Genomic DNA, 1,216 nt, shown 5'->3' on the forward strand with positions numbered 1-1,216 from the left:
ACGCGGGCTCCGGCAGCGCGAGCTGGCTGTTGCGGGCCGCCCCCGCGCCGGGGTTCGCGGCGGCACCCATCTGCGGCGGGACGCCGGCACCGCCGCCGGTGCTCTTGTTCACGTTGATGCTGATCCCCGGGGCGAACGTCGCCCCGGAGCCGAAGCCGTTGCGGGTGCGGCTGCTGTTGGTGCCGCCGGTGGTGCCGTTGGTGGTACCTGACGTGCTCTTCGACGTGTCGACCACTGTGGTCTCCCCATGGCGAGGCCGAGCCCCGTCCGGTAACCCGGCGGGGCCTTGTGCTCTCCAAGAGTGGACTCGTTCTGACAGAACGTCAAGCCGCTCTGACGGATTGCGCCTTCGTGCTGACGGCGCTAACGTCCGTTCCATGACGAACACACCGAAGCGCCCCGAGTACCGGCGCGTCGCCGACACGATCCGGGGACGCATCGCCGGAGGGGAGTACGCCCCCGGCGAGCGACTGCCCACCGGCAAGGAGCTGGCCGCCGAGCTGGAGGTGAGCCAGGGCACCGCCGAGAAGGCGCTCCGTGTGCTGGCCGCCGAAGGACTGATCACCATGACGACCCAAGGAACCCACGTGACTCGCATCCCCCAGAAGATCCGTCGCGCCGTCCCGCAGCGCTACGAGGCGACGTACCGCGAGAGGGGGCGCGGAGCCTTCGACGTGGAGGTGCGGGAGCACGGCTACGAGCCCCGCTGGGAGACCACCGTCACCGAGACCGATGACGCCACGATCCGTGCCCGGAAGATGTGGGCGGACGACGTGCCGGTGCAGATCGCGGTGACCACGGTCCCCAAGCGCGTCGCTGAGGCGGCCGACGTGAAGGGCCAGGACACCGGCACCGGCGGCATCATCAGCCGCATGGCGCAGGCTGGCCACGGTCAGGACCTCATGCGCGAGGAGATCGACGTCCGCCCCCCGACGGCGGAGGAGCAGGAGTTCCTCGGCCTCAGCGAGGACCACCGCGTGTACGAGCTGACCCACAGCGCCTACACCGAGGACGGCACCACGGTGGAGACCACGGTCCACGTGATGCCGACCCACCTGTGGAGCCTGGCCTACACCTGGTACCCCGACGAGTCCCGCTGAACTGACCGGCTCGAAGCGCCCCCGTCTCAACCGAGGCGGGGGCGCTTCCGCGTTCAAACTTTCTCTACGGGTTCAAGCCCTCCGGCGGCCCGGCCCGGGCCGCCTCCTGTCTCCGC

At 70.4% G+C, this 1,216-nt stretch carries 1 protein-coding gene and 1 pseudogene; one reads left to right on the forward strand and one right to left on the reverse strand.

The genetic code is table 11. The annotated features are described in order from the left end of the window. A pseudogene (locus ACIG5E_RS39550) lies at positions 1–235 on the reverse strand (hypothetical protein); the annotation flags it as partial. Between the two features lie 142 nt (positions 236–377). Here ACIG5E_RS39550 and ACIG5E_RS39555 point away from each other — a divergent pair. Further along, a complete protein-coding gene (locus tag ACIG5E_RS39555) occupies positions 378–1,100 on the forward strand; it encodes a GntR family transcriptional regulator (RefSeq protein WP_396542185.1) in 723 nt (240 codons plus the stop codon). Positions 1,101–1,216 lie beyond the last annotated feature (116 nt).

Source organism: Kitasatospora sp. NPDC053057 (genome assembly GCF_044546945.1).
In the GTDB taxonomy this organism is placed as follows: Bacteria; Actinomycetota; Actinomycetes; order Streptomycetales; family Streptomycetaceae; genus Kitasatospora.

What these genes read in the sequence shown, in the direction of transcription:
- ACIG5E_RS39555 (WP_396542185.1), top strand. Translation starts at nt 378, where the DNA reads ATGACGAACACACCGAAGCGCCCCGAGTACCGGCGCGTCGCCGACACG.